This is a genomic window from Eximiradius sp., from assembly GCA_937127445.1.
GTDB lineage: Bacteria > Bacteroidota > Ignavibacteria > Kapaibacteriales > UBA2268 > JAKIZO01.
The window spans coordinates 83,972-108,197 of record CAKZLY010000015.1 but is presented as its reverse complement, the minus strand read 5'-3'; the positions used below and the strand labels follow the sequence as shown (position 1 = coordinate 108,197).

The window sequence follows — 24,226 nt, the reverse complement described above, 5'->3', positions numbered from 1 at the left end:
TTAACTAATTGAATTTATTTTATTTTCAATCTGGACGATCATTTCGGCTACTTCTTCTCTTGAATACTCTTTCGGAATATATTGCTTTTCAGAAATTACAATTCGTATTTTGGAAAATGGTAATGGAAAGATGAATTTGTCCCAACTTTGCTTGAACACAAACTTGCAGCTAATAAATGTACGAACAAGATACATTGGCACTTCACTACGGTATGCAATTATTGCTGCCCCATTTTTAAATTTACGTGCAGGTCCACGTGGTCCATCTGGCGTTATGAAAATACTTGCGTTTTTTGCTAATTCGGTTGCTTTTCCCAGGACGTCTTTACTATTTTTTGAAGAAGAACCACGTATTAGAGAATAGTTCCACTTCTCCAACAACTCAGCTAATATTTGTCCATCTTTGCTCAGACTAACAACCGCATACTTATTATCAAGCTTTCGGGAAAAATACTTCCAGATTGGAAGCATCTCTCCGTGCCAAAAAGCAAATACTGCTGGTGTGTCGTTATACTCTCCAAATACTCTAATTCTCCAGGTTGAGCTTATAAGTGTAATTAATTTGTGCAGTATTATTTTTGAGATTGTTTTCATAAAAATAAAAAAATGCCTTCCAAAATACAACTCGAAAGGCATTTTTACTTAAAATTTCATCAAATTACTTGATTTCTTTGTGAATAGTGTGACGTCTCAAAAAAGGATTGTATTTTTTGAGTTCCAGTCTTTCTGGTGTATTTTGCTTGTTCTTTGTTGTTGTGTATCTCGAAGCTGGTTTCCCCTCAGCTTTAGCTTCAGTGCATTCGAGCGTGATCATAAATCTTTGTTCTTTTTTTGCCATTTCCAAACTCCATTATACAATTTTAGTAATTACAAAATTAACTATATATTACATATTTTCAAAATTTCTTTTTAGCTCGAATGATTTTTATCAACATTTTCAATTTTAGCAACCTCCTGATTTTTTCTTAGGTTTTGTATCGGCATCCTGTGTGTCTCGTGAATATTTTGTTTCGAGTATTTGTAATTTTTCTGGTGCTGTTGTAATGAAATTTAAGTATGCAGTTTGATGCAAATCGTTTTTGTCGATTTCTTGTGGTTTCTTTTTAAATTGTTCCCAAAAACTGTTTAAACCACCTTGAAGAGCAAATGTTCGATGATTACCTATCTCATTTGCGAAAGCAACTGCCTTAAGTGATAATGTGCCTTGATTATCTACAAATACTATTGTCTTAGGACTTTTTTTAATGAAATTTTGATTGTCTTTTAAAAACAACTCATCGAAAGGAATATTCTTCGAACCAGGAATTGTCTTATATCTTTTGTCGCTCCTATCACGTAAATCAACAACCATCAAGGAGTTATCTTCATCAACAATTCTGAAAGCCACCTCTAATGGATTAATATGTTTGATTTCGTTATTTCGAGCAATTCTTTCAACTTTATTTTGTAAATAAACTTCTCTGGTCGGCAAAAATGTAAGAATTAATGATACTGCAATAAAAACAAATCCAACTAATAATGGTTTATTTTCAGGCAATTCAAAAAACTTTTTTTCATTTGTGCTGATTTTATTTACTTTATTTTCTATCTTTGATGTGATAATAAATGCAACAAACGCCATTACTGTAAAACCAAAAGCAATAATTCCAGGATTTACTTTAAAAAATTTATCAATTCGCAATTCTCCATAGTCGGAACCAACATAAATATCTTTAAAGTATGGATATAACTCCGCAAAAACAAATACTCCTAAAATCCCACCAATAATAAATACAATTGCATCAATTTTACCAATTGACGCTCCTGCAAAACTTGTTCCAGGACAGTATCCACCAATAATAAATCCTACACCCATTATCACTCCACCAATAATAGCGGAGTACAGAAATGTTGGGTTTATATATAACATGTCCCAATCTACTATTCCTAAATAGCTTAGCAGAATTATTCCTATCATTGCAGTTACACCAGCAGTAAAAAATACTCGTAAAACTGTAAAGTCGTAACCGTAGAACAACCCTGCCAATTTTCTTGAAGATGAAAAACCCGCTTGCTCAAGGATAAACCCAAAAAAGAAGCCGATTATCAATGCAACAATTAAATTTAATTCGTTGCTTATTATGTCCGGAACAAATGGTCCCATTTATTATTCTCCTTTATATCCACAATTTTCTAAAAATATATGCCAGAGCATATGCTGTGGCGAAAATAGCGAACATCGTGAGTACACCACCAACCGAAAGCACCGCCATACCGCTCAACGCCGCACCGCTTGTGCATCCGCGTCCAAATTGAGCCCCGAGCCCAAACAGCATTCCACCAAATAATGCTGCAATCAAACGCGTTCGTGTTTTTATTTTAGGATTGTGCTCTACTTTCCAGGTCAATCTGTTGGCTATGAGTCCTGAGACAAAAGCCCCAACTACTACCCCTAAGATCTCAAATACAAGCCAGTTTTTTAACACTCCTTCATTATGTGATTCCACATATTCTTTGTAGAATTCTGCTTTATTTGCATGTGTAGGTGAGATTGTCTCAACTCCTGCAACTACAACACTTTTTATTGCACCGCTTGCACCCAGCCCACGCCCTGTAACGACATAAGTTACAAGCAGCAGCAAACCCAATAAAAAACCAGCTAGATATGGATTCATATAATTATTTTGTGTTTTCATTATTTACCTCTTCTTTTTCTTCTTCTAATTCTTCATAACCAGTAATCATTGCTTTTAAATTTGATGTAAGTGTTTGTCCAGTGGTAATTAAGTATAAATGCGCTATTACGAATGCAACCAAAAGGAAAGCACCTATTGTGTGCCAATAAGCAATTGTACTTAAATTATTAATCGTAATTTTAATTCCGGTTTCATCTTGCGGAAATCTATAAAATAAATATAATATCCCCGTAGTTATCATAAGCGGGAATAAAACAATCTTCAATCCCAAATAAACAAGTCTTTGCAAAGGATTTAGCTTGCTCAATGCAGTTTTACGTACTGGATGAGGCGCATTTTGAAATATACCGGTAATGTAATAGCGTATTTGTTTATTGATATTTTCGAGTGTAGGTATGTATTGCTTCCATTCTCCTGTTGCAAAGTGCCAGAATATTGCAAATACAATTAATACAATTAATGAATATGCTGCAATTATATGCAATTTTACTGCCTGCTCAAAACCAAAAAAACTAAATGAACCGTGGACTTCAAATCCTGTAAATCCAAGGAAGAATACTAAAAATGCTTGTGTCCAATGCCAAAATCTTTCAAATCCACGATAAATATATACCTTTTTCATAATTATTTATCTCCTTCATGGTTTTTCTTTTTTCTTTGGTATATTATTCTTGTGCCCCCGTGAACTACGACTCCAAAAACTACAAGCAAAATTAACGCGATTCCTGTATTATCTATCCAAAGGCTCCTGTCTCTACCCGGAAGATAGACATCATTGATTGCTTTCAGGCGGCTGTTGTTTCTTGTATGGCAATCAACGCACTTCAATGATTGTTCTTTGGGTGAAACCATATGATTTAACAACCAATACATTTCTGTTTCAACGAATCCATATTTCCCGCTCCATTCAAGGTTTATATATTTCATTCCTGTATCTATTGCTTTTGCCCAATCAAAATCTTTCCAGAAAGCACCTTTCCCTTCTTCTTTATCCCATAATTTTGGTGAAACAAGCCTTATATAAACAGGATCGTATGGCTGAATTGTTCTCATTACTTTGACAGGATATATTTTTGAATTCATAGCGTAATAATTCGCATTGAATTCGTTCAATTTTACCGGTACTTGCTTAATGCTATCTCCAAATAAATAATGAGTTGCTGTGCCTTTGAACCATACATACTCAGGAATTAGATTGCTTTCCCAACGGATTTCTCCTTTTTCCGACAGATAAATGTCATTTCCTTGCTCATTATGAACTACATAAGGTTTGCCATTTTGTAGCTTTCCTGCTTTAGACCAATCCCAAAATGTTTTTGTCTGATTTACCTTTGCATAAATTGGGATATGGCAAGTCTGGCAGGCTACTTTAGTAGTATGCTCATTGATAATACCTTCGTTATGTGGAGTTGCAGTATGGCAATCTTCACAAAGCAGACGATTACGGTTCATTGATGCAACAGTATACAGTCTGCCCTTGATATTATGGTTTTCTGCTGTATGGCAATCAACACAATCAAAACTTCCCCCGTCACGAGCTAAATGAACATCTACGTTCCGATTTGCGGTATACAATGCTTCTTCCAAATCCCCGTGTTTCGAATTATTGCCACCTCCACCATTAAAATGACAATACCCACAATTATCCATCTTTGGACGGCCTACGCTTTGAGCAATTTTTGTAAAATCTAAATTTGATTTTGGGTATCCGGCAGATTCCTTCTCTTTTTCGTATAAACCAGAATTATCATGGCAAGATAGGCAGTCTATGTTTTCGCTTTTTGTGAAATCAAAATTCTTACTATTGTAACCATATCCTATATGGCATCTGTTACAACTTCCTTCGCTTCCGCTGATCGATATGCAGTGATTATTAATAGTATTTCGTTTCCCAAGAGATATAATACCTCTACCTTCCATATACTCGTCTACTAGCCAACGCCAATGAGATGTTGCCATAACTTCAATATCACGTTTATTATGACAACTAATACAGGTTTTTGTAACATCTTGCGGATGCTCGAATTTTTTGTTCAATTCAGCGAATTTGCTATGGTCCACTGCCGATTTCTTTTTTTGCTGCAAAGATTGTTTCAATAATTCTAACTTTGTTGGTTTATATTCTGGTTCGAAAAACAATAAATAGACTATTAATGCTGGCAGCAAAAAAATCAGAATTAATCCAATCGTTTTTTTCATAATAACAAAACCATATTGCTGATACGTTATATAACGCAAAAGTAATATAGTTTTTTGAAATAAGCAAATAAATGAATAAAGATTAATAGATATTTGATTACCAATTAATCATTTAGTTTGTGCTAATTAGAGATAGAATGAATTATGTTATTTAAAATTAATTAAATAAAGAAAATATAAAAAAGGTATGTCGCAACCGCGTACCTAAACACAATCTTTGGATACTTATGTTTATTTATAGCGTGCTCATACAGATAAACAATTCCTAAGGTTGTTGCTATTACAAACAATGCAGCTAAAATTGAGTATTCCAAAGTGAGTTGAGAGCGGTAAAACTTTGCTAAGCCTGCTGAAATAGGAGAGCCATAGATTAACATTAAATGAATGACATATATGTATATTGCTTTTTTCCCAAACATTGAATAGTATTTACCAAGTGGTTTAGTTAAATTATAAAGATATGTCATTGCTGATATAATTGTTAATACCAAACCAATACGAATGAAAAAGAAGCCCGGATTGACTCTCATTACATCGATAAATGGTACATTAACTTTGCTGAATAATAGCATCATAGGATAGCCAATTAGTATTGTTGGCAATCCTATTTTCCAGCAAGTTCTCATCAAAAAATCATTACGTTTGTCGCGTTCAATACTTTGCAACCAAACTCCAAAAGAAGCACCGAACAACAAATAAGCTGCAAAAGGAAATACAGGGAATAAAGAGCCATGTTCGGAAGACAAATATGCAGCAAAAAATTCAGGTAGATAATCAAACCAATGCACTTGATGAACAAATGGTGATGCAAATACTATAAGGAAAGACAAAATTAATGATAAATAGCCAAGTGTTTTATTGTTTTTAGTAATAATAAAAAGTGCAAGCAGTGAGAGCAATGAGACACTAAATAACTGCAAAATATTTACGCTGAAAAAGATTCTCCAGGTATCTTCACTTACAAATTGCAAATCATACACTTTTGCAGCAGGGAAAACAAGCAAATACCCAACAAACATTAACATTAAGGCTATTTTAATCCTTTTCCAAATAATATCCTTGCCTAACGAACCATCTTCAAGCCGTTTATTTGCAAATATGTGTACTGCTCCAGAAATAAATAAAAAGGTTGGTGCTGTTAGTCCTCTTACGAAGTTCCAAACACTCCAACTAAAATTTGAATAATCTATTATATTCGGGCTCGCGAGTTCATAAATCACATGTCCCTGCATCATCATGATCATAGCGAAAAAGCGGGTGAAATCAAGTGCTGTGAGCCTACTGCTTGTGTTATTATTACTTATATTCATCATTTATCAAATGATAATTTTAAAACCTACAAAATTAGGTATTTTTTCTTGCATTTGAAAGAAAAATCAACCACTACTTTATAATTTCCACTATTACTTATGACGAATTCATTTATTAATCATTTTTTTGTTCAAATGAATAATATTTTTGTTGCTTATTCGTTTTAAAACTAATATTCCGTTGGAGGTGCTAATACAATAGTATTGGCTGAGAGAAAACTCCTTGAACCTGATCCGGATAATACCGGCGTAGGGAAACGGAAACCGCAAAGGCTTCTTCCCCGAGTTTCTCTCAAATTTGTTCTCCATCGGAAAAGCTTATGTTTAACTTTAACAAAGGGCTTTTCAAGATGGGAAAGTTTTATTGTTTAATCGCACTTATTGTGTTGAATTATTCTTTTGCTTCGGCAGAATTAGCAGAAAGCCGCGATTCACTCCGTGCTTTCAAAACACCAAGTATTACAATTTCTACAAACAGGGCAGAGGAGCGACGCAGTCCCGTCCCATTTGCTCAGATTACTGTTTCGGAGGTCGAACGAAGGCATACCGTTAAAGACTTGCCGATAATACTTTCAGAACTTCCTTCCATAATCGCTTTCTCAGAAAGTGGGGCAGGTGTTGGATATTCGAATTTAACTATGCGTGGCTTCAACCAAAGGCGTATTGCAGTGCTTATCAACGGGGTCCCACAAAACGACCCAGAGGACCATAATATGTATTGGATTAATTTCCCAGATATTGCTTCAAGTATCGATAACATCCAAGTTCAACGTGGTGCCGGATTGTCTAATTATGGCTTCCCTGCAATAGGTGGAAGCATTAACCTCGAAACCTCTAATTTTACTGTTCAGCCAGGTGCAACCTTGGAAACAGGTGCTGGTCTACAGCAATTTGGTGATAATTACGAACAAAATACGAGCAAATATTCTATTCAAGCTTCATCTGGTATTATAGATGGTAAATATGCCATTTATGCGCGTCTTTCGCGAATTAATTCTTTCGGTTATCGCGATGTTTCGTGGGCACGGCTTGATGGATATTTTCTCGGTTTTGCTCGCTTCGATGGCAATTTAACTACGCAAATCAATATTTTCGGAGGACCTTTTGCCGATGGCTTGGCTTATAATGGACTACCAAAATCTTATATAAAAGACAAAGATCTCCGCCGCCATAACTATAATTTCTGGATGTATGATTCTACGGGCGAAAACATTTCCTGGATTACTGTCCGTAGAAAACAGGAAATTGAAAATTTCTCACAGCCACACTACGAAATGCTAAACGATTGGAAAATTAGCGACAACGTAACTCTAAAATCGACATTATTTTTCTATTCCGGCAAAGGTTTCTTTGATTTTGATGGGACTGGTTGGATGAACAAAAAAATGTTCAGGCTTACACCCGAAAATGGTTTCCCAGCAGATATCAAGGACCCTGAAAATCCAATAATACGCGCATTCGTATATAATAGACAAGGCGGGTGGATACCTCGCTTACAATTGCAGCACGACAATGGTTTGCTCACATTGGGTGGGGAAGTTCGTATTCATCGTTCAGAGCATTGGGGGAAAATACGCTATGCTGAAAACTTACCCCAAAACTTCAATCCTGATTACAAATTTTATTCATATAATGGAGAACGTGATATTTTTTCATTCTTTGCAAGAGAAGAACATAATGTTTCTGATAAGTTGATTTTTACAGGTGAAATCCAAGCAGTGCTTCATTCATATAGAATTACTAACGAAAAAGCCGGAATTAACTTTACTAAATATATAAACACCAACGGAGACACTGTTGGAAATGGAGATGATTTATTCAATATCCATTATTTCTTTGTTAATCCTCGTCTTGGTGTGAATTATAATTTAGATGACAAATCAAATATTTATTCTTTTGTTGCTTATACTTCTCGTGAACCTCGAATGAAAAATCTCTACGACGCAAGCAGCAGCTATTCAGGGAAAAAGCCACTTTTCAAAGGTGAGAAAATGCCAGATGGCACCGTTAGATACGATTTCTCTCAACCTATTATCAAACCTGAATCTATGCTGAATTTTGAGCTTGGCTACAATTTCAGAACAGATAAATACTTTTTCAACTTAAACGCTTATTGGATGGAGCATTTCAACGAATTTGTTAAAAGTGGGAAATTAGATATTTTCGGCAATCCAATTGACGGTAATGCCCCGCGTACTCGTCACTTCGGCATTGAACTACAATCATCAGTTAACGTTTTTGACATACCATTTGGTAAACTTGATATTTCAGGCAATTTAACATTAAGCAAAAATTATATTGTTGATTACGACTTTCTAACCGACCATGGCGCAGTTGTATCGCTCAAAGATAATCGTATTGCTGGTTTTCCTGATGTCTTAGGTAATCTACGTTTAACTTATCAAGTTGGCGATTTCTACTTGTCGCTTTTGAGCAAATATGTTGGTGAATTCAGAACAGATAATTTCGATGATATGCTTAAAACTAACGAAGACATTCGTAAACACCTTGACTGGGATTATTACACTGATAATGTTGTGGATGCATACAATATTTATAATTTGGATTTATCTTACACTTTCCGCAGAGTTTTAGGACTAAACTCAATTGAACTTCGTGCAAGTGTCTACAACCTTTTCAATAAACTCTATGCTGCAAGTGGTGAAGGCAAAGAATTCTTCCCAGCAGCCGAACGAAATGTCTATCTTGGATTTAAAATTCAAATGTAATTACTATTTTAATTGTATAAACTTATATTATTCAATGCGGGGCGAGTTCATTTGCCCTGCTTTTTATTATATAACGAAATAAATATAAAATTAAGCGAGTTCCATTTCTCATATCATTCCAATAAAAGCCGACATTCTACCTGAACTGTTTTTGTCTCTACGAAATGAATGAAAACGCCTATCTTCAATTGTGCAAATATTTGATATTTCAATGTTCTTGCCTATTACACCACAAGCAAGAAGCTGTTCTCTAATTGCACCTTTAATATCCAGCAGAAATTTATCGTTACCAATTGATTTGGTGTATTTTTCCGCGAAGAGTTTTGCAACTTCTTGCCCAACTTCATAATTCCCCTTACCGGCAGAGGGTGAAATCCACACAATCATATCTTTTGCTGAACAACCGAAATTTTCTCCCATCTTTTGAATTCCTTTCGCAACTATATTTTTCTGTGTGCCTCGCCAACCTGAATGGAATGCACCGATAACTTCTTTTTGCTCGTCATAAATCAAGACAGCAGCACAGTCTGCAACTGTTACATTTAGAATTACATTTTTCAGATTGGTTATCATTCCATCAGATATTTTGATTTCCTGAATATTTGCTTTATTAATAACCTGAATATTATCACTATGTTCTTGCTTCTGAAAAACTAAATTTTGGCGATTAAACCCAAGATTATTTGCAAGTATTCGCCTGAAATATTCAACTTCTTCATTACTGTAAATTTTAGCTGGGAAAATAGAAAAACCCGTTGAAAATCGATTGAAATTTGTTTCGCTTATTCCTGCAATAATTCTATTGTATGGGAAAATAGTAGGCTTGTGAATTTTAATCTTCATCAATTACCTCAATAATTTGGGATACAAAAGTATTTGGGAAAAACTTAGCTTCTAATGCCTTTTGAACAGATGGAGCAAACTCAATATATTCAAATTTTCGTAATTCTCTTAATTTATCTGCTGTATTAATTCCCGCATTTCCATTTACAGCAATAATTAACTCATCAGGGATTTTTGCTAAATAATCGACTAAATAATAATCATTCCTTGGATACTGAGCTGGCTTCCTATCAGCAAGATACACAAATACAGTATCTTTGCTATACCTGAAGAATGAAGCAACAAGCTGATTGCGAGGATATATTTTTTTGTTCTTTATCGTGTAACTATCAAACGTTGGCTTTGCATAATAAATAAACAAAGGTACCATTAATATACTGACTAATGTTCTCGAAATAGCAAGTCTATTATTACTTGAAGAAAAAATATAAATTATCACAAAACTAAAAAATAACGAATAATATAGCGAAACTTCACCAGAAATATATGAGAATGGTATCGATATTAGGATTTGATTGATTTTATTAGTGAGTAATAGCAAAAAAGTTACAAAATATGCGTAATATGATGCAATTGAAAAACTAATTAAAGATATTATTATTGCCAATAATGAACCAATCAATACTAATGAAAATATTGGCACAACGAACAAATTAGCAACAAATGAAATCAATGAAAATGTCTTAAAATAATATGCTACCAGTGGTGCAAGAGTTGCTGATGCAGAGAAAGTTATCGCTATGCTTCCTCTTATGAATTCCAAGATTTTAATTTTATCTGAAATTATATTTTTCAGAAAACTGTTTATTGGATTAAAGAATAATGCAATACCTAATATTGCCAGCGAAGACATCTGAAAGCTTACTGAATATATTAAATTCGGAGAGAAAATAATTGAAACCAAGATTACAACACTCGCAATATTTAACAATGTATATTGCTTCTGATAATACTTAGCAAATAAAATAAATATTGCCATTAAACTTGCACGTACCGCCGATGGCTGAAATTCAGTGATGAAATTATAAAGCAAAATTATTAAGACAAAAGTCCCAAACTTAATATGATGGTTTTTGAAAAGACCGATAAATACGTATATGACAAAACTAATTACCCCAATGTGTAGCCCACTCAACGCAAGCACATGTGCTGTCCCAGATAAAGTGTAAAGTCCCCTTATTTCAGGATTTATTGCTGATTTGTCCCCCAACAGTATTGCATTGATTATACTACTTTGTTCGCTATCAAACAATTTTTCCGTAATATTCTTTATACCTTGACGTGCTAAATCTCTGTAATAATATAAGTTTATTGGTTTGTTGATAATAGATACTTTCTCAGCCGTAGCAATCCACTGAATGTCCAGTCCTGCATAATATTTCTCTTCGTCAAATTCATTAGGTAATACTTTCTTTCTTGGTAAACGTATTTTACCGTTAAATTTTACTCTATCACCAGAGTATAGTTCAAATGCTGAATTGTAATGCTTAACAAATACCTTTTGTTCGAACGGATGTTTGAAGTTTGGAATATACACTTTGCCTTTAAATACAAAATTTACTTTATCTTTAGCTTTGTTTTTTATAGAAATAATCTTTCCGTCGCAAAATGTTTTAAATTCAAGGTCAATCTGATATGGATTGCTCATCCTTGTGGCTGGAATAGCAACAGCATAAATTGCACCGAAGAAAAACGAAATGAAAATAAATGACCCAAAAAAAAGTTTCTTAATATATGCTAAAATAATAATAGATAGTGAGATTATTGCTAATACATATATCAAAAAACCAAAATTTGAAAATAAATTTATTGCAATAAAACCGGTTAGAAAAGGAATTAATGCAAAGAATAGAGGTATTTCTGAATATCTATATCCCAGAAATGTAGTCATTATACTCCAAAACTCTCATCATTTAAGTAGATTGAGTATAGCTTTCTATAAAATTTAACAGACTGTTCGTCATATTTTGCTGGAATATAAATACCCTTTATTAAAAATATTTTATTTTGCTTATCGAATTCCATCACAAACCGAAAAATTCTATCCTGTTTGTGCTGAAACATTATATCTAAGTCAAATGTTTCATTCTTATTTTCGCTAAAATTTACCATTATGAATTTGCCTGATAAATAGCCCTCCTGGTGCAACCTCACAAAAGAGTAAATTTCATCGTTTGAAGACAATTTACCCAAATTTGAATTATCACTTCCGTCAAAAGCAAATTTGGTAATATACTTATTTATTGACTGATTAGAATTAAACAAATCAATCGCTTTTCTCAAACTAATTGTATGGCTATTTTCGTGAGTTGCTTTTAATAATTGTCGCTTGTTAATAAGATTTGTATCAACATCACTTAAAATACTATTTTCAGACTGATTATAATCGTAATTTATCTGACAAGTATCATTTCCTGTGATTAATTTCCTGCCTTGAACAAATTTTTCTGTAATTCTATCCGATTTTTCGTGCTCGGCAGGAGTTTCTTTCTTTTCAGGGCTATCGCAAGAAATTATCCAGAAAAAGAATAATAGAAGTGCAAATTTTTTCATAAGCAGCCAAAAAGATGATTGTGAAAAAAATTAAATTAATAAAAACACCAAACGATAAAATTATCTTTGGTTTTCAATTTGCCGAGATATTTCTTCTGCATATTTCAATGCTTTTGCAGCAGAATAAGCATCAACAGCAATAGGTTCATTATACTTAATGGCATTAATAAACGCTTTTTGCTCTTCTTCAATTGCATTTAATTTTGGTACAGATGGTTTAGAATAATATATATTTTGGTTTTTTAACCCATCTTGGATTGAGCCAAGCAAGTGAGCATATTCAGCATTTTCATCGGCAATATTCTCGGATAAGTAAAAATGTTCAACTTCTTGATTGCCGAAATCAATTGAAATATAAGCGTTTTTCTGGAAAATTCTCATTTTTCGCATTGGATGTGCCGAAAGCCTCGACGCCGTCAGGTTTGCAACTGCTCCATTCTCAAATTTAATTCTTGCATTCGCAATATCAATTGTTTCGGTAATCACAGAAACACCTGTTGCATCCAGCGTTTTAATTTCCGACTTTACCAACCATAGCATTAAATCAATATCGTGTATCATTAAGTCGTGAATAACAGACACATCTGTTGCTCGTGGCTTAAACTGACTTAATCTGTGTGCTTCAATAAACATTGGTTCCATTCGAGTGTCTTTTAGTGCTTTTATCGCTGGATTAAAACGTTCGACGTGCCCAACTTGAATAAGCACTTTGCTTTTTTCTGCCAATTCAATTAATTTAATTGCCTCATTGTAAGTAGAAGTAATTGGCTTTTCAATAAAACAGTGTTTTTTATTCTCAATCGCTAATTTCGCAACTTCATAATGGGTTGTTGTTGGACTTGCAATTGTAACAGCATCGACATTCTTAAATAATTCTTCAAGCGAATCAAATGATTTGATGAGATACTCATTTGCTATATTAATTGCTTTATCTTTATCTACATCATAAATCCCAACTAATTCAACATCGAGATTATGCTTCCATAATTTTGTGTGAATTGAGCCCAGATGACCTGTTCCAATAACTCCAATTTTGATTTTTTGCATTTTAAATCACCATAATTTTATTTAAAAGATAATATTTTTCTTATTTTTCAAACTTCATAGCATCATTAATAATCTTCTCTTGCTCTATAATATGCTTTTTATATGAACCTGTTGCAGTTGCAGCAGAAGCACGACGACCAATATAACGAAATCTATTTTTAAAATCATCAATCATTTCTATAAAAATTGGATATAAATAGGGGAAAGCACCCATATTCTGAGGTTCTTCCTGAACCCATATAATTTCTTTTGTATTAGAATAACTATTAATAGTATTTTGAAGTAATTCTTTATGTAGTGGATATAGTTGTTCTATTCTGATGATTGCTATATTACTAATATTTCTCTTTGTTCTTTCTTCACAAAGTTCATAGTAAATTTTACCGGTACACAAAATTAATCTATCAACCTTGTTTCTATCGATTACATTATCGTCATCATAAATATGATGAAACTCGCCAAAGATAAATTCATCTCGCTTTGATACTGCAAACGGATGCCGTAACATCGATTTTGGCGTCATAAGTATTAATGGCAATTTATGAGTTAGAAGTAATTGGCGTCGCAAAGCGTGAAAATAGTTCGACGGCGTAGTAAAGTTCCCCACAATCATATTTTCATCAGCACATAATTGTAAATAACGTTCTAATCGGGCACTCGAATGTTCAGAACCCTGCCCGTCATAACCGTGAGGCAGCAATACTACCAGATTAGAATTTTGCCCCCATTTTACTTCGCCACAGCTAATATACTGGTCGAAAAATGATTGAGCATTGTTTGCGAAATCCCCAAATTGTGCCTCCCATACTGTTAAATCGCTATCTGCAATTATGCTATAACCATATTCATAACCAAGTGTAGCTACCTCCGACAACGGACTGTCGAATATTCTCATTCTCCCTTGATTTTTTCGTATATGATTTAACGGTATATAAATATCTTCATTAAAATAATCATAAAGCACCGCGTGCCGCTGGCTAAATGTTCCACGTCTGCTATCTTGCCCGCTAAATCTTACATCGCGACCCTCCACCAACAAAGAGCCAAAAGCCAGCGCTTCTGCCATAGCCCAATCTATTGCTCCTTCACTATCAAACACCATCTCATATCGCTTCTTGATAAATTGCTTTAATTTAGGGTTCAAATTGAAATTCTCGGGTATTGTTGTTATTGCTTTTGTGATTTCTTTAAGCAAATTATCGTGAATTGCAGTAAAATATGGTGAAATCGTCCTGCCTTCTTTCAAATAGAACTCAAATTTCTTCTGTCCTTTGAAAATTACTCTATTATTATATGCTTCTTCATATTTTAATTTTATTTGGGATAAATAATTTTCGACATCCTGATTGGTGATAACTTTTTCTCTAATTAATTCATTCTGATAAATTTTAGAAATTGGCGGCATTGACTTGATTTTTTTGTAGAGTAACGGTTGTGTGTATGTTGGTTCGTCACCTTCGTTGTGTCCATACTTGCGATAGCACAATAAGTCAATTATAACATCGCTTTTAAATGTTTCTCTATATTCCATTGCAAAAACAGCAGCTTCCAATACTGCTTCTGGGTCGTTTGCGTTCACGTGTAAAATAGGTGACTGTATCATTTTGGCTATATCAGTAGCATAATACGTGGAGCGAGATGCATCCGATGAAGTGGTAAATCCAATTTGATTATTCACAACAATATGAATTGTTCCGCCTACTTTATAGCCTTCTAATTGCGATAAATTTAATGTTTCTGCCACAATACCCTGACCCGCAAACGCGGCATCCCCGTGAATGTTTATAGGTAACGCTTTGGAATATGTTGGGTCTTGTATCCTATTATCAATTGCTCTTGCCATTCCCGCAATAACTGGATTAACTAATTCAAGATGACTTGGATTTGGCGAAAGAAATATCTCCACTGTATACCCATTTTCCCCAGTGTATTTACCTTTGTCACCTAAATGATATTTCACATCGCCTGCTGCTTGATCCAATTCAGGTGCGTAGTCGCCTTCGAATTCATTAAATATTAGCTCGGGTTTCTTTCCAACGTTATTAACTAATACATTCAAACGCCCACGATGCGCCATTCCAATTACTATTGAATGAATCTGATTTTCTGCTGCTTTCTCAAATAATTGCGAAAGTATAACAATTAAGGTTTCGCCGCCTTCAAGTGAGAATCTCTTGTGTCCAATAAACTTTGTATGTAAATAATTCTCAAAAAATTCAGCATCGATTAATTTATGCAAAATTTGTATCTTTTCTTCTTTTGTAATTTTAGGTTTTAAACTCTTTGTTTCAAGCTTTGTTTTTATCCATTCTTTTTTGTCAGGTGCTTGAATATGCATAAATTCATATCCAATTTGCCCGCAATATGTGCTGCGAAGTATCTCGAAAATTTCTCTGAACGTTAGCTCATTCCTTTCCCAGTTGTCATCAGCGTGGAAGTATCTATCGAGATCCCAGATTGTCAACCCATAGTATGCAGGATCTAATTCTGGATAATAATAGACTGCTCTACCTAATGGATTACTTGACGCCAATAGATGTCCCCGTACTCGGTAAGCATTTATCATTAACATTATATGAGCGTTTTTCTCAATTTTATCCTCAAAATTCAACGGATATGCTTTTTTGTTCTCTATGTCTGTTTGCCAGTGTAGTGGCTCAAAAGGAACATCTAAACTATAAAATATCTGATAATAGAAATTATTTTTTCCTAATAACAAATTTGAAATATATGCCAAAAATTCAGCACTTTCCGCACCTTGAATTATCCTGTGGTCGTATGTTGAAGTAATTGTTACGACTTTTGAGATTGCCATATCTGTCAATATCGCTGGATTTACCGCTTGAAACTCAGTCGGATAATCAATTGACCCTGTTGCAACAATCAAACCCTGCCCTTTCATTAGTCTTGGACTGGAATGAGTTGTTCCAATCATTCCTGGATTGGTTAATGTAACTGTTGTTCCTTCCAAATCAGTTAAATCAAGCTTGTTGTTGCGTGCTTTTTCAATCAATAAATCGTATTGCTCAACAAATTGGGAAAATGTGAGTCCTTCTGCATTTTTAATATTTGGTACAAGTAGCAAACGTGAACCGTCTTTGCGCTCCAAATCAATTGCTAAACCTAAATTGATATGCTTGCTCTTGATTTTTGCAGGCTTCCCATCTATTATGTCAAAATGTGAGTTCATCTGTGGATATTTTATTAATGCCTTGACAATTGCCCAAGCCAAAATATGAGTAAAAGATATTTTCTTTCTTTTGACATTCAATAGATGTTTGTTTATTATTTGTCTGTTTTCGTCAAGTAATTTAACTGGAATAGTTCTAACCGATGTTGCAGTAGGAACTTCTAAACTTTTTGTCATATTCTCAGCAATTTTTGCTGAAATCGAGGGCAAAATTTCTATTTCAGCATCTTCCTTTATATTTGTGGGTTGAATGGTCAATGCATGGGGCTTTTCACTGGCTCTTTGTTTGATGGCTGCTTTATGTGAAAAGTATTCTTGCCATTCTTTACTTACTGATTGTGGGTCCCGAAGGTAATTATAGTACAGTTCTTCAACAAATGCTGAATTAATTTCGCTCATTTTATATCGTAAAATTGTTTAATAAATTAATAATATCTTAACGTTTTTGTTAATATTACATTGTAGATAAACGCCAATGCTAATAATTCGAAGTTTAGGTAATTAAAAGGCTGTTGTCCCTTAACAACAGCCTCTTTTAAATTTTATCCTTGAAAAAAGCAAAAAAACTTATTCTTTCTTTAAATAATTTTCTATAAATGGCTTAATTAAATCGATTGGAATTGGGAAAACAGTCGTTGAGTTCTTTTCAGAAGCAATATCAGTTAAGGATTGCAGATAACGCAATTGTAGAGCAACAGGATATTGCTGAATTTGTGCAGCTGCCTCGGTGAGTGTTTTTGCTGCTTGGTTTTCACCTTCAGCACGTATAATCTTCGCACGGCGTTCGCGTTCAGCTTCTGCTTGTTTTGCCATTGCGCGTTGCATCTCAATAGGTAAATCAATTTGCTTTACTTCGACAGATGTAACTTTCACTCCCCACGGCTCTGTGTGCTCGTCGATGATTGCCTGAAGTTTTCTGTTAATACTTTCACGCTCGGATAGCAACTCGTCCAAATCACTTTGTCCAAGAATACTTCTTAATGTAGTTTGGGCAATTTGATTGGTTGCATACAAATAGTTCTCTACTTCTACAATTGCCTTATCAGGATAGACTACTCTAAAATAAAGAACAGCGTTTACTTTAATTGATACATTATCCTTTGTTATGACATCTTGCGATTCAATATCAAAAGCAATAGTCCGAAGACTCACTCTCACCATCTTATCAATAAATGGAATTAATATAATAATTCCAGGACCCTTCGAACCAATTAATCGCCCTAATCGGAATACTACTGCTCTTTCATATTCACGGATTACTTTGATTGACGAGCTTATAATGAGAATTATAAATAGTATTAAGACAAAAGTGAATTCCATAACTGTTCTCCAAAAATAAGAAATATTTATATTATACGTCTCTTGTATTAATTTAGTTTATTATTTATTGAAAATCATTTTCATTTTAACTAAATTGTATTTAATGTATTATGTGAAAAAATATTATTTTTAATATGAATAAATCTTTTTATATACTATCGATTTTTCTTTTGTGCATAAATTCTTTATTCGCTAATCAAAGCAAATTCTCTATTGATATTGCTTCTGCCCAGTTTTATTTAGGCTCTGATTTTTATGAATGGAATTTGTATTATTCTTTCGACGAGAGAGATGTAAAATTTATATACGAGAACGGTTTATTTGTCTCAAAAATTCAGTTCAATATCAAATTTTACAGCCCATTGGGTTTGGAATTCGAAGATAAATGGATTACAACTTATAATGTAACTGAAGTTAATCCCGATAGCGATATTAAATTGTTCGGTGTTCGTTCATTTAGACTAAAAGAAGGACAATACAAAGTTGAATTTTCAGTAGCCGATCTCAATCAAAAAAATAACGCTAAATCTGCAAATTTTGATTTATTTATTCGCAAAATGAAAGATGACCACCTTGAATTAAGTGATATTGTCTTGTGTAATTTAATTCTGAACCAGAAAAACGCCGGAGAATTTGCAAATGAACAGTTTTTACGTAATTCTCTTTACGTTTATCCAAATCCATCAGCTGAAATATATGGTAATTCACCTTCACTAAAAACTTATTTTGAAATTTACAATGCCAATAAAGTTGCACCAGATGGGCTGCAACTTCATTATTATATATTTGATGGTGCAGTTCGAGAAGTCTTCTATTTCCCTAAACTATTGAAATCATTATTTGATGGAATGGTTGAAACAATTGAAATCCCTCTCGATGCTATCCCAACCGGAGTATATACTTTAGTCGTTGCCGCCAAAGCATTGAACTCGTTTGATTCAGTTACTATTTCTAAAAAGTTTTACTTAATTAATCCTGATTTGCCTCCTGTTTTAGAGCTTTCGCGTGGTGCCGACTATACTTTCGAACTCTCTGAGTTTGCAACTATGTCCGAAGACCAATTAAATCAAGAATTTCAGCAAGTTCGCTTTATTGCCTCTAAAGAAGAAATCGACCAGTTTCGTTTGCTTAACGACCCAGTTGCAAAAGCTCGTTTTCTTTTTACTTTCTGGCAACGTAGAAATACAGATACCACCTCTTCCATTAATTTAGCTCGATATAACTATAAAAAAAGAATTGAGCAGGCTAATAAATTTTTCTCCTGGGGTAGTAAGCAAAATGGTTGGGATACAGACCGCGGACGTACTTTCTTAAAATATGGAGAACCATCGAACAAAGATTATTTCCCTCAAAAAGGGAATGAACGTGCTTACGAAGTTTGGTTCTATTCAGAACTCGAAGGTGGAGTTTATTTCTATTTTGTTGATGTTGGTGGATTTGGTAATTTCCAGCAAGTCCATTCAACTAAATCAGGAGAAATTTATAATCAAGACTGGTATGAATTATATGTCCCAATTACGAAAGAAAACCGAAAAGATTATCAAATTGATGAGGATATGAGAAAATATCGATGAGAAATTCAGTTTTAATCGATTATTTCACATATATTTTGATGAAAATTCTTGGTTGGGTAGCTTCTTTGCTCTCACCAAAATTTCGTGGTTATTTAGGAATGTTTATAGGTTATTTATTGTATTTTTTGCCAAGTAAAAGAAAAAAAATTGCTCTCCATAATCTAAAAATTGCATTTCCTGGATACTTAAAAGGCGAACTTAATAAAATTGCTCGCAAGTCTTTCCAGAATTTGTCAATTGTATTTATCGAAACAGCAGCAGCTGAATTTTTCAGCGAAAACGATATAATTAAACTTATCAAAATAAACAATATTGATTTAGTGCGGCAATTATTAAAAAAAGGTAATGGTCTTATCTTTCTTTCTGCTCATTATGGGAATTGGGAATATGCAGCAATCGCTGCTGGAATCTACAGTAAAGAGCCGATAAACGTAATTGTCCAAAAACAAAAAAATAAATTTGTAAATAAATCTATAACTAAAACAAGAACTAAATTTGGCAATAAGGTTGTTCCGATGAATAGTGCTGCTCGTCAAATTATTCAATCTATTAAAAAAAATGAAGCCATTGCAATGCTTGTCGACCAATCTGCAAAATATGGGAAGGATAGCTTTATCGATTTTTTTGCTACACCTGCTTTAACTTATGATGCCCCGGCTGAACTCGCTCTTCGTTTTCGAACTCCTATTGTTTATGGTTTTGCATTTCGTAATAGTGATTTTACTTATACTATTGATTTAAAGGAGCTTGACTTTTCTGATTTATCTTATAGCAAAGAAAATGTTAAAATTCTAACTCGTCGCCATGTCGAAGCACTTGAAAAACAAATACTTAAAGCACCTGAGTTGTGGGTATGGGAACATAAACGCTGGAAATATTCCGTCGACTACAAAAAAATTGAACGATGATTTTTATTTCCGTGTTTATGAAGTTATTGCACAAATACCTTATGGTAAAGTTACTACTTATGGTGCAATTGCTCGTGCTTTGGGTATTTCGCGCTCAGCTCGCTTGGTTGGAGTGGCATGTGCTGTTGCGGCTGGCAAACTTGATTTACCGTTTCATCGTGTTGTTAATAGAAACGGCGAACTAACTGGTAAACACAATTTCCCATCGTCTGACTTTATGGAAAAGATGCTAATTGCAGAAGGTATTAAATTCGTTAATGGGTGCGTTGACCTCAAAAACTTTTTATGGGAACCAGAAATTTATTAAATTGAACTTATGAGTTTAAGCGAACAAGATATTAAAGATAATATTAAGGGAAATCGATTACTTGGTGTTGATTTCGGACTTAAAAGAGTTGGGTTAGCTGTTTCTGACGAACTTGGCATTACAACAACTCCTCTCGATACTTTGAATTATTCAAAACAAGATTTCTGGGAACGGTTATTATCAATCATCAATAAGCAGAAAGCAAAAGCTTGTGTTGTAGGAATGCCATTCTACGAAAAAGAAACAAATTCCGATATTAATGCTGCTTTGAATAACTTTATTGATTTACTTCGCAGCAAATCAGGATTAGATGTTTATATTTTTGATGAAAGTTTTTCTTCAAAAAATGCAGTTGAAACTATGATCACAATTGATAAGCCCAAAAAAAAACGCTGCCAGAAAGGCGAAAAAGATAAAATTGCTGCTGCACTGATTTTGAGAAATTTTCTTGATTACTACTTAGGTTAATATGAAACGCTCATTAATAATTGCTTTTGCTTTATTTACAATATTCATCTTTTCAGAATGTTATTCCCAGCTCGATAGAAATTCTCCTAATCGAGAAGTCAATAATTTCATTTTTGACTTCTTTGCTCAACCATCTCATACACCTGATAGCGTCGAGATTATTATTTTTTACAAAATCGCTTACCAAGCACTTTTGTTTAGCCAACAAGAAACAGGCTTTTCTACAAACTTCCAGCTTGAAGCAACATTCCGGGATGCTAATGGGATAATTCGCCGTCGAGCAAATCTTTTCGACACAATTATTGTTCATACTTTTGAAGAAACGAAATCAGTCAATAATTTTCGATTTGGTTTTATAAAACAAACCCTTCCATTATCGAATTACTTTGTGCAAATTCAACTATTGGATTTTCGTAACCAGGCTCTACACAGAAGTAACTTCCAGTTCAGCAAAGATAATCAGGGAAGTATCAAATTTATTCCACTATTTGTATCCATTGGGAAAGAAAATGAGTATGTTTCGCAGGTAGCCAACGGTCTTTCATTTGCATCGCCAGGTTTTTCCTTTTACTTACCAATTAAATTTCAAAATAGTGACGAAAAAATTCGCTATGAGATAACTAAAATCAATGAAAAAGATGCAGTTGATTGGGGTGATTTTTCCCCAATTACTGGCGAAATTGAACCTATAACTAATTTGTATTTGAGTTTCGAATTAGTAAACACTGGTATTACAATTTCAAAAATTAATTCTGATACGAAAAAAACTTTTTTTGCATTGTCTGATAAACCAAACACTTTTGTTCCGGGTTCATACAATCTTATTCTCAAATATTGCGATAGATTGGATACTTTTTCTTTTAGAGTTGTCTGGGAAAACATTCCTAAATCTCTACGAGATCCTCAATATATGTTGCAAGTGATGGAATATATCTTAACTGACGATGAAATTAAACGTTTTAGAACATTCAAAAAACGTCAGCTCCCGCAAAAATTATTTGACTACTGGAAGCGTTTAGACCCAACTCCAAAAACTCCATTCAATGAAGCCATGAATGAATATTTTACTCGTGTTGATTATGCGTCGATTGCTTTTAGAACTTCATCCCAAAATGATGGTGCCTTGACTGATAGGGGAATGATTTATATTTTGTTCGGACCACCAGATAAAATCCGAAGATTTCACCAAAACAATAAGTTGCGTGAACAATGGACATATAGCCAGCTGATTAAAGAATATACATTTGAACAAATTTCTACTGGTAATTTCCGTCTAATTCAAATTAAAGAATAAATTAAGGAATTATTATGAACGTACCTCTTTTGGATTTAAGACAACAATATCAATCGATCAAACAAGAGATTGAACCAGTTTTGCTGAAAATCGCCGAGAGCCAGATGCTTATTTTAGGCGAAGAAGTTTCAAAATTAGAAAAAACGCTTGCAGAATATTGTGGTGTAAACTACGCAATCGGTGTTTCCTCTGGAACTGACGCTTTGCTGATGGCTTTGATGGGTTTGGGGATTGGTCCTGACGACGAAGTTATTCTGCCAACTTATTCATTTTTTGCTACAGCGGGTGTAGTCGCACGTTTATTTGCAAAACCAGTGTTCATTGATAGCGACCCCATTACTTTTAACATTAATCCATCGCTAATTGAAAAGAAAATCACTTCTAAAACAAAAGCAATAATACCCGTTCATCTCTACGGTCAAGCTTGCGAAATGTATGAAATATTGAGGATTGCAAACAAATACAATATCCCTGTTATCGAAGATGCAGCACAAGCAATTGGCTGTCAGTATAAAAATGGTAATCCAGTCGGTTCTATGGGGATAATGGGCTGCTATTCTTTTTATCCAACTAAAAATTTAGGAGCTTTCGGTGATGGTGGATTAATTGTTACAAATGATGAAATGCTTGCTAAAAAACTATTCCAGATGCGAAATCATGGAATGGAGCCGAAGTATTATCATAAATTTGTCGGAGGTAATTTCCGTCTTGATGCTATTCAAGCAGCTGTGCTAAATATTAAATTCCCTCATCTTGAAAGCTGGCATCAAGCACGTAGAAATAATGCAGAGATTTACTACAACGAATTCCTTAACTCTGGACTTGCTGATTGTATTGGTGCCACTCAGTTTGATAGTTGCAATAGAGTGTTGCTGCCAAAGCCAATCTACAAAGAGTCTGGCATAAAAAATTACCATATTTACAATCAATTCATCATTCGTGTTGAAAAGCGCGATGAATTACGGCAATTCCTTTCTTCTCAATCAATCGGTACTGAAATTTACTATCCTGTCCCGTTCCATCGCCAAGAATGCTTTGCTTATCTTGGATTTCCGGACGAGGAATTTCCTGTTGCAAACACACTTGCCGAAACATCGCTGGCTTTGCCTATTTATCCTGAACTTACAGAAGAACAAATCAGATATGTAGTTCAAAAAATCGCTGAATTTATTAACCAATGATTTTTTGAATTATTTAGAAAAAAAGAGGCTGAGAACCAATTTCAGCCTCTTTTTGTCTAATATATATTAATTTTCTTATTCGCCTGGTTGTTTTGGTTCTGATTTTCTTTGTTTTAATTCATTATCAAGGAAGAACAAAGCACCTTTCGAGTCACCAATTAATTTCAGTCTTTCAACAATTTCACTAGTTGTTGCTTCTTCTTCAACCTGTTCATCGATAAACCATTGAAGCATACTCGACGTAGCGTGATCTTTTTCATTAAATGCTAAATCAGCCAGCTCATTAATCCAGCCAGTAACGAGTTGTTCGTGGCGAAGTGCATCTTCAAATGCAGCGAGTGGCGACTCCCATTCTGATGGTGGAGCTGCAATTTGTCCAATTCTTACTTTACCACCGCGGTCTATTAAATAATCAAAAAATTTCAATGCATGCATCATTTCTTCTTCTGCTTGAACATGCATCCAATTGGAAAATCCATTCAAATTAATCGAGGCAAAATAAGCTGACATTGCCAGATAAAGATTGGAAGAATACATTTCACGAACAATTTGCTGATTAATTGCGTCTTCAATTACTTTCTTAATCATAATGACCTCATAAAATAGAAAAATTTTAATTTTAGACGAA

Annotated in this window: 21 protein-coding genes and 1 riboswitch; of the genes, 7 read left to right on the top strand and 14 right to left on the bottom strand. The window is 34.0% G+C overall.

Annotation, left to right across the window (positions count from 1 at the left end; all coding sequences use genetic code 11):
- The 7 genes from AC6QZF_RS04630 to AC6QZF_RS04600 form a co-directional block, all read right to left on the bottom strand.
- On the bottom strand, positions 1–594 hold the full coding sequence (locus AC6QZF_RS04630) for a lysophospholipid acyltransferase family protein (protein ID WP_499798708.1): 594 nt from the start codon (positions 592–594) through the stop codon (positions 1–3).
- Between the two features lie 64 nt (positions 595–658).
- Entirely contained in the window at positions 659–838 is a 180-nt protein-coding gene (rpmG, locus tag AC6QZF_RS04625) for a 50S ribosomal protein L33 (RefSeq protein WP_499798707.1), read from the bottom strand.
- A 105-nt stretch (positions 839–943) separates the two neighbouring features.
- Complete coding sequence (locus AC6QZF_RS04620) at positions 944–2,143, bottom strand: YeeE/YedE thiosulfate transporter family protein (protein ID WP_499798706.1); 1,200 nt, start codon at positions 2,141–2,143, stop codon at positions 944–946.
- A gap of 13 nt (positions 2,144–2,156) precedes the next feature.
- Entirely contained in the window at positions 2,157–2,675 is a 519-nt protein-coding gene (locus AC6QZF_RS04615; protein ID WP_499798705.1) for a YeeE/YedE thiosulfate transporter family protein, read from the bottom strand.
- Entirely contained in the window at positions 2,659–3,297 is a 639-nt protein-coding gene (locus AC6QZF_RS04610) for a cytochrome b/b6 domain-containing protein (RefSeq protein WP_499798704.1), read from the bottom strand. Before AC6QZF_RS04610 ends, AC6QZF_RS04615 begins: the two co-directional genes overlap by 17 nt.
- Positions 3,298–3,299: 2 nt before the next feature.
- A complete protein-coding gene (locus AC6QZF_RS04605) occupies positions 3,300–4,874 on the bottom strand; it encodes a tetrathionate reductase family octaheme c-type cytochrome (protein WP_499798703.1) in 1,575 nt (524 codons plus the stop codon).
- Between the two features lie 161 nt (positions 4,875–5,035).
- Entirely contained in the window at positions 5,036–6,184 is a 1,149-nt protein-coding gene (locus tag AC6QZF_RS04600; protein ID WP_499798702.1) for a heparan-alpha-glucosaminide N-acetyltransferase domain-containing protein, read from the bottom strand.
- A 173-nt stretch (positions 6,185–6,357) separates the two neighbouring features.
- Positions 6,358–6,457: riboswitch (TPP riboswitch) on the top strand.
- A gap of 47 nt (positions 6,458–6,504) precedes the next feature.
- On the opposite strand from AC6QZF_RS04600, the gene AC6QZF_RS04595 reads away from it, so the two are divergent.
- Positions 6,505–8,913: a TonB-dependent receptor gene (locus AC6QZF_RS04595; protein WP_499798701.1), complete on the top strand. Its 2,409-nt coding sequence runs from the start codon at positions 6,505–6,507 to the stop codon at positions 8,911–8,913.
- A gap of 108 nt (positions 8,914–9,021) precedes the next feature.
- On the opposite strand, the gene pgeF is transcribed toward AC6QZF_RS04595, so the two are convergent.
- From pgeF to AC6QZF_RS04565, 6 genes are all read right to left on the bottom strand, one after another.
- Positions 9,022–9,756, bottom strand: a complete 735-nt coding sequence (pgeF, locus tag AC6QZF_RS04590) for a peptidoglycan editing factor PgeF (protein ID WP_499798700.1) — start codon at positions 9,754–9,756, stop codon at positions 9,022–9,024.
- The gene (locus AC6QZF_RS04585; protein WP_499798699.1) at positions 9,746–11,647 is read right to left on the bottom strand and encodes a ComEC/Rec2 family competence protein; all 1,902 of its coding nucleotides are present in this window, start codon (positions 11,645–11,647) and stop codon (positions 9,746–9,748) included. Before AC6QZF_RS04585 ends, pgeF begins: the two co-directional genes overlap by 11 nt.
- Positions 11,647–12,309 (bottom strand): hypothetical protein, encoded by a 663-nt coding sequence (locus AC6QZF_RS04580; protein WP_499798698.1) that lies wholly within the window; start codon positions 12,307–12,309, stop codon positions 11,647–11,649. Before AC6QZF_RS04580 ends, AC6QZF_RS04585 begins: the two co-directional genes overlap by 1 nt.
- 60 nt (positions 12,310–12,369) lie before the next feature.
- The gene (locus AC6QZF_RS04575) at positions 12,370–13,356 is read right to left on the bottom strand and encodes a Gfo/Idh/MocA family oxidoreductase (protein WP_499798697.1); all 987 of its coding nucleotides are present in this window, start codon (positions 13,354–13,356) and stop codon (positions 12,370–12,372) included.
- Between the two features lie 40 nt (positions 13,357–13,396).
- The gene (locus tag AC6QZF_RS04570) at positions 13,397–16,945 is read right to left on the bottom strand and encodes a multifunctional oxoglutarate decarboxylase/oxoglutarate dehydrogenase thiamine pyrophosphate-binding subunit/dihydrolipoyllysine-residue succinyltransferase subunit (RefSeq protein WP_499798696.1); all 3,549 of its coding nucleotides are present in this window, start codon (positions 16,943–16,945) and stop codon (positions 13,397–13,399) included.
- A gap of 168 nt (positions 16,946–17,113) precedes the next feature.
- Positions 17,114–17,866: a slipin family protein gene (locus AC6QZF_RS04565; protein WP_499798695.1), complete on the bottom strand. Its 753-nt coding sequence runs from the start codon at positions 17,864–17,866 to the stop codon at positions 17,114–17,116.
- 134 nt (positions 17,867–18,000) lie between these two features.
- Here AC6QZF_RS04565 and AC6QZF_RS04560 point away from each other — a divergent pair, with 134 nt between their 5' ends.
- Genes AC6QZF_RS04560 through AC6QZF_RS04535 form a run of 6 tightly spaced genes read left to right on the top strand, consistent with a single transcriptional unit; the run spans position 18,001 to position 23,598 of the window.
- Positions 18,001–19,440, top strand: coding sequence for a GWxTD domain-containing protein (locus AC6QZF_RS04560; protein ID WP_499798694.1), 1,440 nt, complete (start codon positions 18,001–18,003; stop codon positions 19,438–19,440).
- A complete protein-coding gene (locus AC6QZF_RS04555; protein WP_499798693.1) occupies positions 19,437–20,348 on the top strand; it encodes a lysophospholipid acyltransferase family protein in 912 nt (303 codons plus the stop codon). Before AC6QZF_RS04560 ends, AC6QZF_RS04555 begins: the two co-directional genes overlap by 4 nt.
- Complete coding sequence (locus tag AC6QZF_RS04550) at positions 20,338–20,655, top strand: MGMT family protein (RefSeq protein ID WP_499798692.1); 318 nt, start codon at positions 20,338–20,340, stop codon at positions 20,653–20,655. Before AC6QZF_RS04555 ends, AC6QZF_RS04550 begins: the two co-directional genes overlap by 11 nt.
- 9 nt (positions 20,656–20,664) lie before the next feature.
- Positions 20,665–21,123: a Holliday junction resolvase RuvX gene (gene ruvX / locus AC6QZF_RS04545; protein ID WP_499798691.1), complete on the top strand. Its 459-nt coding sequence runs from the start codon at positions 20,665–20,667 to the stop codon at positions 21,121–21,123.
- Position 21,124: 1 nt separating this feature from the next.
- Complete coding sequence (locus tag AC6QZF_RS04540) at positions 21,125–22,417, top strand: GWxTD domain-containing protein (protein ID WP_499798690.1); 1,293 nt, start codon at positions 21,125–21,127, stop codon at positions 22,415–22,417.
- 14 nt (positions 22,418–22,431) lie between these two features.
- Complete coding sequence (locus tag AC6QZF_RS04535; RefSeq protein ID WP_499798689.1) at positions 22,432–23,598, top strand: DegT/DnrJ/EryC1/StrS family aminotransferase; 1,167 nt, start codon at positions 22,432–22,434, stop codon at positions 23,596–23,598.
- Between the two features lie 75 nt (positions 23,599–23,673).
- On the opposite strand, the gene AC6QZF_RS04530 is transcribed toward AC6QZF_RS04535, so the two are convergent.
- Positions 23,674–24,186, bottom strand: a complete 513-nt coding sequence (locus tag AC6QZF_RS04530; RefSeq protein WP_499798688.1) for a ferritin — start codon at positions 24,184–24,186, stop codon at positions 23,674–23,676.
- Between the last annotated feature and the right edge of the window lie 40 nt (positions 24,187–24,226).

Excerpts from the sequence above, each read along its gene's own strand:
- AC6QZF_RS04630 (WP_499798708.1), bottom strand. The coding sequence starts at position 594 with ATGAAAACAATCTCAAAAATAATACTGCACAAATTAATTACACTTATA.
- rpmG (WP_499798707.1), bottom strand. The coding sequence starts at position 838 with ATGGCAAAAAAAGAACAAAGATTTATGATCACGCTCGAATGCACTGAA.
- AC6QZF_RS04620 (WP_499798706.1), bottom strand. The coding sequence starts at position 2,143 with ATGGGACCATTTGTTCCGGACATAATAAGCAACGAATTAAATTTAATT.
- AC6QZF_RS04615 (WP_499798705.1), bottom strand. The coding sequence starts at position 2,675 with ATGAAAACACAAAATAATTATATGAATCCATATCTAGCTGGTTTTTTA.
- AC6QZF_RS04610 (WP_499798704.1), bottom strand. The coding sequence starts at position 3,297 with ATGAAAAAGGTATATATTTATCGTGGATTTGAAAGATTTTGGCATTGG.
- AC6QZF_RS04605 (WP_499798703.1), bottom strand. The coding sequence starts at position 4,874 with ATGAAAAAAACGATTGGATTAATTCTGATTTTTTTGCTGCCAGCATTA.
- AC6QZF_RS04600 (WP_499798702.1), bottom strand. The coding sequence starts at position 6,184 with ATGAATATAAGTAATAATAACACAAGCAGTAGGCTCACAGCACTTGAT.
- AC6QZF_RS04595 (WP_499798701.1), top strand. The coding sequence starts at position 6,505 with ATGTTTAACTTTAACAAAGGGCTTTTCAAGATGGGAAAGTTTTATTGT.
- pgeF (WP_499798700.1), bottom strand. The coding sequence starts at position 9,756 with ATGAAGATTAAAATTCACAAGCCTACTATTTTCCCATACAATAGAATT.
- AC6QZF_RS04585 (WP_499798699.1), bottom strand. The coding sequence starts at position 11,647 with ATGACTACATTTCTGGGATATAGATATTCAGAAATACCTCTATTCTTT.
- AC6QZF_RS04580 (WP_499798698.1), bottom strand. The coding sequence starts at position 12,309 with ATGAAAAAATTTGCACTTCTATTATTCTTTTTCTGGATAATTTCTTGC.
- AC6QZF_RS04575 (WP_499798697.1), bottom strand. The coding sequence starts at position 13,356 with ATGCAAAAAATCAAAATTGGAGTTATTGGAACAGGTCATCTGGGCTCA.
- AC6QZF_RS04570 (WP_499798696.1), bottom strand. The coding sequence starts at position 16,945 with ATGAGCGAAATTAATTCAGCATTTGTTGAAGAACTGTACTATAATTAC.
- AC6QZF_RS04565 (WP_499798695.1), bottom strand. The coding sequence starts at position 17,866 with ATGGAATTCACTTTTGTCTTAATACTATTTATAATTCTCATTATAAGC.
- AC6QZF_RS04560 (WP_499798694.1), top strand. The coding sequence starts at position 18,001 with ATGAATAAATCTTTTTATATACTATCGATTTTTCTTTTGTGCATAAAT.
- AC6QZF_RS04555 (WP_499798693.1), top strand. The coding sequence starts at position 19,437 with ATGAGAAATTCAGTTTTAATCGATTATTTCACATATATTTTGATGAAA.
- ruvX (WP_499798691.1), top strand. The coding sequence starts at position 20,665 with ATGAGTTTAAGCGAACAAGATATTAAAGATAATATTAAGGGAAATCGA.
- AC6QZF_RS04540 (WP_499798690.1), top strand. The coding sequence starts at position 21,125 with ATGAAACGCTCATTAATAATTGCTTTTGCTTTATTTACAATATTCATC.
- AC6QZF_RS04535 (WP_499798689.1), top strand. The coding sequence starts at position 22,432 with ATGAACGTACCTCTTTTGGATTTAAGACAACAATATCAATCGATCAAA.
- AC6QZF_RS04530 (WP_499798688.1), bottom strand. The coding sequence starts at position 24,186 with ATGATTAAGAAAGTAATTGAAGACGCAATTAATCAGCAAATTGTTCGT.